Below are 8,570 nucleotides of genomic sequence, written 5' to 3'. Positions count from 1 at the left end.
TTTTTATTTACTGTTAAGCACTATTTGCTTTTACGCATAATACATTTCAAATTCCACTGGGTGTGGGGTCATATTTAAACGTTCCACTTCTTTACGCTTAATCGCAATAAAGGCATCAACGAAATCTTTGCTGAACACGCCGCCTTGGGTCAAGAATTCGTAATCTTTTTCCAATGCGTTTAATGCTTCTTCCAATGATCCTGCTACGGCTGGAATTTCTTTTAATTCTTCTGGCGGTAAATCATACAGGTTTTTATCCATTGCATCGCCTGGGTGAATTTTGTTCACAATACCATCTAAGCCTGCCATTAATAATGCCGAGAAAGCTAAATATGGGTTTGCCATTGGATCTGGAAAACGCGCTTCAATACGAATCGCTTTCGGGCTAGTTACCGCTGGAATACGGATTGACGCAGAGCGGTTACTTGCTGAGTAAGCTAATAATACAGGCGCTTCAAAACCTGGTACTAAGCGTTTATATGAGTTGGTTGAAGGGTTAGTAAAGGCATTCAATGCTTTAGCGTGTTTGATGATCCCGCCAATGTAGTAAAGTGCGGTTTCAGAAAGCCCTGCATATTTATCCCCTTGGAAAATATTTTTGCCGTCTTTGCTTAAGGACATATTACAGTGCATTCCTGAGCCGTTATCGCCAGTGATAGGTTTTGGCATAAAGCAGGCGGTTTTGCCGTGTTCTGCCGCCACATTTTGCACCACATATTTATAAATTTGCGTTTCGTCTGCTTTTAAGGTGAGCGAGTTAAATTTGGTGGCAATTTCATTTTGTCCTGCGGTGGCCACTTCGTGGTGGTGCGCTTCAATCACCAAGCCCATTTCTTCTAGCAATAAGCACATTTCTGAACGAATATCGTGCGCGGTATCATTTGGCGCAACCGCACAATAACCGCCTTTGGTGAGTGGACGATAACCATTGTTGCCGCCTTCATAAATTTTGTTGGTATTCCACGCGCCCTCAATATCATCGACCACATAAGAATTGCCATTCATTGCCGAACCAAAACGTACATCATCAAATAAGAAAAACTCAGGTTCTGGGCCGAAAAACACATCGTCTGCAATGCCTGTTGAGCGCATATAATTTTCCGCTCGGATCGCAATAGAACGTGGATCGCGATCATAGCTTTGCATTGTGGTTGGTTCATAAATACTGCAACGAAGGGATAAGGTTGGGATTTGTGCGAAAGGATCTACTACGGCGGTTTCAGCGATTGGCATTAATAACATATCTGCTTTATTAATGGCTTTCCAACCTTCCACCGATGAACCGTCAAACATTTTACCGTCTTCAAATAAATCTTCATCAATTAGGTTAACAGGTAAGGATACGCCGTGCTCTTTTCCTTTAATATCGGTAAAGCGAAGAAGAACAAACTTAATGTCATTTTCTTCGATTAACTTAAACACATTGGCAACGGCCGCTTCATTTGACATAGTGATAATCCTCATAAATATGATTGCTAGAGTTGAGATGCTGTGTGCTTAATGCACGCTGGCTAAAATATCACATCACCTGCAAAATTCAAGGGGCGAGCGTGATTTTAATTTCACTTAAGTGCGGTAAAAAAATCAGGAATTTTTACACCGCACTTTGTGAAATTCTCTCCAAAAGATAGAAATCCACTTATTTCCAATTATTCATAGCTCAACGTGGCAAAACGTTGTATAATCTGCAACCTTTTCGTGCAATCTTGCTAACAACATTGCACGTTATTCAAACATCATTATTGATAACAAAAGACTTTTCAAATGACAGATACCATTGATATTAACAAATTGCGTAACATCGCAATTATTGCTCACGTTGACCACGGAAAAACCACGCTTGTTGATAAATTATTACAGCAGTCAGGTACGCTTGAAGCAAGCCGTGCAGACGCGGACGAACGCGTGATGGATTCCAATGATCTTGAGAAAGAACGTGGCATTACCATTCTTGCAAAAAATACCGCAATTAACTGGAACGATTACCGTATAAATATTGTAGATACCCCAGGACACGCCGATTTTGGTGGTGAAGTAGAACGCGTGCTTTCTATGGTGGATAGCGTATTGTTAGTAGTGGACGCCTTTGACGGCCCAATGCCACAAACCCGTTTCGTAACGCAAAAAGCTTTCGCTCACGGCTTAAAACCTATCGTGGTAATTAACAAAGTGGACAGACCTGGCGCACGCCCTGATTGGGTGGTGGATCAAGTGTTTGATTTATTCGTGAATCTTGGCGCCACAGACGAACAGCTCGACTTCCCTATTATTTACGCTTCTGCGTTAAATGGTGTGGCAGGCTTAGAACACGAAGATATGGCACAAGATATGACGCCATTATTTGAAGCCATTGTACAACACGTTGAACCGCCAAAAGTGGAGCTTGATGCGCCATTCCAAATGCAAATTTCTCAACTTGATTACAGCAACTATGTAGGCGTAATCGGGATTGGTCGTATCAAACGTGGTACAGTAAAACCAAACCAAGCGGTAACCATTATTGATAGCGAAGGCAAAACACGCAACGGCAAAATCGGCCAAGTGTTAGGCCATTTAGGTTTACAACGCTATGAAGAAGATCTTGCACAAGCGGGTGATATTGTGGCGATCACCGGTTTAGGCGAACTCAATATTTCTGACACCATTTGCGATGTAAACAATGTAGAAGCCTTACCAGCCTTAAGTGTTGATGAACCAACGGTAACGATGTTCTTCTGCGTAAATACCTCTCCATTCTGTGGTAAAGAAGGGAAATTCGTCACTTCACGCCAAATTTTAGAGCGCTTAAACAAAGAGCTTGTGCATAATGTGGCATTGCGTGTAGAAGAAACCCAAAACCCAGATGAATTCCGTGTTTCAGGACGTGGTGAATTGCACCTTTCTGTATTAATCGAAAATATGCGCCGTGAAGGCTATGAGCTTGCGGTATCACGTCCGAAAGTTATCTTTAAAGAAGAAGACGGTCGCAAACAAGAGCCATTCGAGCAAGTAACCATTGATATTGAAGAACAACATCAAGGTGCGGTAATGGAAGCCTTGGGTATCCGTAAAGGTGAAGTGAAAGATATGATTCCAGACGGCAAAGGACGCACCCGTTTAGAATACATTATCCCAAGCCGTGGTTTAATCGGTTTCCGTAATGAATTTATGACAATGACGTCAGGAACAGGCTTACTCTACTCCACATTCAGCCATTATGACGATGTAAAACCAGGTGAAATCGGTCAGCGCAAAAACGGCGTGTTAATTTCTAACGGTACGGGCAAAGCCCTTGCTTATGCGCTATGGGGCTTACAAGAGCGTGGTAAGCTGATGATTGATCACGGTGTGGAAGTGTATGAAGGACAAATCATCGGTATTCACAGCCGTTCAAACGATTTAACGGTAAACTGCTTACAAGGGAAAAAACTCACCAATATGCGCGCTTCAGGAAAAGACGATGCTATCGCATTAACCACGCCTGTGCGTTTCTCTCTTGAGCAAGCCATTGAATTTATTGATGATGACGAATTAGTAGAAGTTACCCCAACATCAGTGCGTATTCGTAAGAAATTACTCACTGAAATGGAACGCAAACGCGCTAGCCGTACAACAACTAGCACAAGCACCCATTAATTCTGATTATTACTAATAAAAAGTGCGGTGGTTTTTTGCTGAATTTTTAGCAAATTTCCACCGCACTTTTCTTATTACAAACTCTGCTATTCTTCCCCATTTTTTCTAAAGCAACCTTTACGAAACCTCAAACTCAGGTTAAACAAAAAAGCCGAATGGAAATCCATTCGGCTTGTTATCATCGTTCACTCGCGATTAAGCAAGATCGTCAATCACCACATACACCTTGGTTGTCGGGCCGTGTACACCAACCACTTTAACTAGCTCAATATCCGCAGTAGAACTTGGGCCTGAGATGATGTTTACGCAAGATGGCATTCTTTCCCCTAACACGGCTTTGTCGTGCAGAATTTTGGCAAGCTGTGCCACTCGCGGTAAAACAAGGCTTTTACGCACCACAACAATGGATTTTTCTGGCAATAAGCTCACCGAACGGCCTTTGTCTTTGCCTGAAAATAGCACGACACCGCCTGATTCAGCCAAGCCATATTCTGCATAGTTAATGCCGATATTAGCTCGTTCTGCGTGTTTGAGATTTTCTTCACCATTTTGTGGCAACCAAATATCTGTTTCGTAATGGGCTTGCACATCTTGGGTAATACCCAATTGTTCTAAACGCTCATCACCGGTTACGATAATATGTCCACCACCATATTTTTCGCAGGCAGAAAGCACCGCACTTTTGGCGTCCTCTTCGTTGGTTTCGATCACATCAACCATCATCGCTTTTGCCGATTCGATAAAAGTTTGGCATAAGGCTTGCGGATCAAGATCGGTTAAACGCGTTGTAGCGTAATCATTTAGCGGCGCAGGCATTGGCTCTGGCACAAGCTGGCGTGGACGCCCCATTCGTTCCGCAAGTTTGTTTAGGAAGTTTTCTCTATTTTGTGCGTCCATTATTTTGCCTCTCTTTTGTTAAACCATTCACGGAAACTTTCGCCATCAGCACTTGGCAGATCGCGCGCTTTTGTCCATTCGGCCAATGCGCCAAATTCAAGCGGTGCTTTACCATTTTTGATGAATTTGCTTGCCACTTTTGCGCCCACATTCACGCCCACTTTCCATAAGGTTGGGTGAGAGTTAGCAAAGTTGAAACCAAAGATAGATAAACGCTCTGCGGTTGGTGTCATACCACTTTGGGCAATATGCTCACGGTGTTTTAAGATGAGCTGTGCCAATGGAATTTTCACTGGACAAACTGAGTTACAGGCTGTACATAATGAGCAGGCATATGGCAACTCTTTGAAATCTTCATACCCACCTAATAATGGCGAAATTACCGATCCAATTGGGCCGGGATAAATTGAGCCATAACCGTGTCCACCAATTTGGCGATAGGCTGGACAAGTATTTAAACACGCGCCACAGCGGATACAACGCAATACCTCTTTAAATTCGCTTTCGAGAATTTTAGAGCGCCCGTTATCCACGATAACCAAATGGAATTCTTCAGGGCCGTCCGTTTCACCCGCAAGGCGTGGGCCAGTGAGCCAAGTGTTATAACCAGTTAATTTTGCCCCTACGGCACTTCTAGCAAGCATTGTGATGAGCACATCTACTTCTTCAAAGGTTGGCGCAATACGCTCCATTCCCATTACTGCAATGTGCGTTTTTGGCACAGTGGTGGCAAGACGTAAGTTTCCCTCGTTGGTAACCAAGCAAAGGCTACCTGTTTCAGGCACGGCAAAGTTACACCCACTCACGCCGATGTCAGCTTCTAAGAAATCTTGACGAATTTTTTTCACGAATGAACAAGGTCATTGCTTCTGGCGTTTCTGGGCCGTCATAGCCTAATTTTTCGTGTAAATCTTTACGAATTTGATGGCGATCTTTGTGAATGGCTGGCACCACGATATGAGAAGGGCGATCCCCGGCAATTTGTAGGATATATTCCCCTAAATCCGTTTCAATCACCTTGATACCTTCGGCTTCCAGCACTTCGTTCATACCAATTTCTTCGGTTACCATTGATTTGGATTTCACGATTTTCTTGGCATTTTTCTCAAGAGCAACTTGGCGAATATAATTGGTGGCATCTTCTGCGGTTTCAGCAAAATACACTTTTCCGCCATTTTCCGTCACTTTTTCGCTTAATTGATATAAGTAAGCATCAAGATTAGCTAAAACGTGGTTACGAATATGTTTTGCTTCATCACGCCATTCTTCCCAATGACCAAGTTCGTCCACCATTTTTTGGCGATTTGTGCCGATGCGTTCTTGCGCCATTACAATGGCTTTGCGCATAATGTCATTGTGAATTTCATTATCCACGCGTTTTTTAAATGCAAGATTGCTGGTTTTTAATGACATCTTATTTTCCCTCCTGCATTAATACTTCGGCAATGTGCATCACTTTCACATTTTTGCCTTCACGACTTAAACGTCCACCAATATTGAGCAGACAGCTTACATCAGCCCCGATTAAATAATCAGGGTGAACCTCTGTGATATGTTCCACTTTTTCCGTTACCATTTCACCAGAAATTTCCGCCATTTTCACCGAGAATGTTCCACCAAAACCGCAACAAGTGCTTTGGTTGTGAATTGGCAATAATTCTAGCCCTTTCACATTTTGTAATAAGGCTAAAGGCTCGTTCACAATGCCTAATTTGCGGCTTAAGCTACAAGATGGGTGATATACCGCTTTTCCTGTTAAAGTCGCGCCCACATTGGTTACGCCTAATTTATTGACGATAAAATCCGTTAAATCATAAAAACGATCAGCCACTTTCTGCGCGCGCTCTGCCCATTCTGGCTCATCAAAACGGTTAAAATATTCAGGATAGGTTTTAATCGCGTAAACACAAGAACCCGCAGGGGCAACGATCGGATAATCATTGACTTCAAAGGTTTCCACCAAGTTTTTCATTCCAGCTAAGGCTTGTTTGGTATAACCACTGTTCAGCGAAGGCTGACCGCAGCAACCTTGTTTTTCAAGGAATACAATATTACAGCCGAGCTTTTCTAGTAATAATACGGTGTTTTTTGCAACGCCGGCTTTTACCACATCAGCGATACAAGTAACGTAAAAATTTACGTTCATAAATTACTCCAACATAATCAAATAGAAATGAGAAATCAGGCAAAGTTACCTCTGCCTGATTTGTAATAATTCACACTAAACGTTAAAGAAAAGTGGAATAATAAAGAGTGCAACAAGTGCGGCAATAATACCATAAACGATCATTGGAACGATGGTTTTCTTAATGATTGTGCCTTCTTGTTTATCAATATTTAATACCGAGCTTACCGCAACGATGTTGTTGATACATACCATATTCCCCATTGCACCACCAACAGATTGCAGGGCAAGAACAAGGGTCGCAGAAAGACCAGTAATTTCCGCAGTGGACAGCTGAACACTACCAAAGGTTAAATTAGAAACGGTGTTTGAACCTGAGAAGAACGCACCCACCGCACCTAAGTAAGACGCAAATAATGTCCAATATTCTCCTGTGGCTTCCGCAAAACTTCTACCGATAATTTTCACCATTGAATTATCGCCGCCCACAAGCATTAAGTTCACCATAATTAATGCTCCAACAAGGGCTAAGAATGGGTTGCGAGTTTGTCTTAAGCTGCCCATAAAAATATCTTTGGTTTTGCTTGCCGATAATGCGAATAATGGGATTGAGATTAACACGGTTACCACAAATGGAATTAATGCTGGCACATAAAGCAATTTATAGCTTGCATTCACCGATGTACCAAAAATTTGTTTTAAGCTGAAAATTAAACCGTGGCTAATTTCAAATAAACCTAATGAGCCTAATTGTACGCTAAACCAAGTTGTCGCATCGTTCATCATTGCTTTGAATGGCAATTGTTGTAAACGTGTTACAATTAAAATCGCAATTAATAAACCTGTTGGTAATAAGGCTTTCACTACTTGCCCTGTGCTTACTGCGTTATCATCAAGGTTATTTTCTACTTTGGCTAAACCAATGCCTTTATTTGCTACAAACACAGACACCAATAAACCAATTGCACCACCCACTAATGATGGGAACTCATAGTTCACTTGGGCCAATAAGAAATAAGGCACAACACAAGCGAAAATGCTGATATAAATAAACACAAGGTTTTTACGAATTTCACTCCAACCTACGATTAAACGTAACGCCATTAATGGAATAATTAATGCGGCAAAAGAGTGAATAAGCGCTGACATTGAACCAATTTCAAGAATTTGGTTATCCGTTAAATTTAATGGGCCGAAACCAAACCAAGTTGGCGTCCCTACTGCTCCAAAGGAAACCGGTACAGAGTTCATAATTAAGGCAAGCATTGCCACTTTTAGTGGCGGGAAGCCTAAGCCCACTAAGATCGGCGCAGCGATCGCTGCTGGCGTCCCGAAGCCACTCGCCCCTTCAATCATAAAGGCAAATGCCCAACCGATAATCATAATTTGTGCAACAGGGTTTGGATTAATATTACCTAACCACTTACGCAAGGTATTCGTTGCACCTGAGATTTCAGAAAAACGGTTAAATAAAATCGCACCGAAAATTACCGTAATTGGTGTTTGAACCGCCACCAATGCAGCTGTTACATTGGCACTCACGATAGCAATATCTGTGCCAAAGAAAATAAATTGAATAATTAAGACCACTACCGCAATCCACGGCAATGCAACATAAGATGGCAACGCATTACGTTTTACCATTAAATAAATTAATAAAACAATAGGAAAAATACTAAGAAAAAGAGCCATACAAACTACTCCATCAATAATTAATGTTATGACTTAAATGAGAGTGCCATTCTATGCTGATTTAATCGTTTTAGTAAAACATTTGTTAAGAAATTATGACAACGATCACAAAAATTTTAACATTTCGCTAAAAATACTTCCTTATGGTTAGCCTTTAGCCAGTCTGAGAAGTCATTTCTCATTAAGGGCAAAATCCGCTATAATTAGCCAATTTTGCAAAAAACTTATTATTTTTTCACCG

5 protein-coding genes and 1 pseudogene are annotated in these 8,570 nt (G+C 41.7%); 1 reads left to right on the top strand and 5 read right to left on the bottom strand.

Annotation, left to right across the window (positions count from 1 at the left end; all coding sequences use genetic code 11):
* Window positions 1–30: 30 nt before the first annotated feature.
* Window positions 31–1,449 carry a glutamate--ammonia ligase gene (glnA, locus tag C3Z13_RS03245; protein ID WP_103854983.1) on the bottom strand — a complete coding sequence of 473 codons (1,419 nt, stop codon included), beginning with the start codon at window positions 1,447–1,449 and terminating at the stop codon, window positions 31–33.
* 315 nt (window positions 1,450–1,764) lie between these two features.
* On the opposite strand from glnA, the gene typA reads away from it, so the two are divergent.
* The gene (typA, locus tag C3Z13_RS03240; RefSeq protein ID WP_103854982.1) at window positions 1,765–3,615 is read left to right on the top strand and encodes a translational GTPase TypA; all 1,851 of its coding nucleotides are present in this window, start codon (window positions 1,765–1,767) and stop codon (window positions 3,613–3,615) included.
* A 195-nt stretch (window positions 3,616–3,810) separates the two neighbouring features.
* On the opposite strand, the gene C3Z13_RS03235 is transcribed toward typA, so the two are convergent.
* The 4 genes and pseudogenes from C3Z13_RS03235 to C3Z13_RS03220 all read right to left on the bottom strand — a co-directional run bounded on the left by C3Z13_RS03235 (window position 3,811) and on the right by C3Z13_RS03220 (window position 8,329).
* Window positions 3,811–4,512, bottom strand: a complete 702-nt coding sequence (locus C3Z13_RS03235; protein ID WP_103854981.1) for a LutC/YkgG family protein — start codon at window positions 4,510–4,512, stop codon at window positions 3,811–3,813.
* Window positions 4,512–5,925, bottom strand: a pseudogene (locus tag C3Z13_RS03230) (LutB/LldF family L-lactate oxidation iron-sulfur protein). Before C3Z13_RS03230 ends, C3Z13_RS03235 begins: the two are co-directional and overlap by 1 nt.
* Before the next feature lies 1 nt (window position 5,926).
* Window positions 5,927–6,658 carry a (Fe-S)-binding protein gene (locus C3Z13_RS03225; protein WP_103854980.1) on the bottom strand — a complete coding sequence of 244 codons (732 nt, stop codon included), beginning with the start codon at window positions 6,656–6,658 and terminating at the stop codon, window positions 5,927–5,929.
* 75 nt (window positions 6,659–6,733) lie between these two features.
* Window positions 6,734–8,329 carry a lactate permease LctP family transporter gene (locus C3Z13_RS03220; protein WP_103854979.1) on the bottom strand — a complete coding sequence of 532 codons (1,596 nt, stop codon included), beginning with the start codon at window positions 8,327–8,329 and terminating at the stop codon, window positions 6,734–6,736.
* Between the last annotated feature and the right edge of the window lie 241 nt (window positions 8,330–8,570).

The sequence above is a fragment of the Avibacterium endocarditidis genome (assembly GCF_002921145.1).
GTDB classification, from domain to species: domain Bacteria; phylum Pseudomonadota; class Gammaproteobacteria; order Enterobacterales; family Pasteurellaceae; genus Avibacterium; species Avibacterium endocarditidis.
The sequence above is the reverse complement of the archived record's forward strand: the minus strand, read 5'-3'. Positions and strand labels throughout refer to the sequence as shown.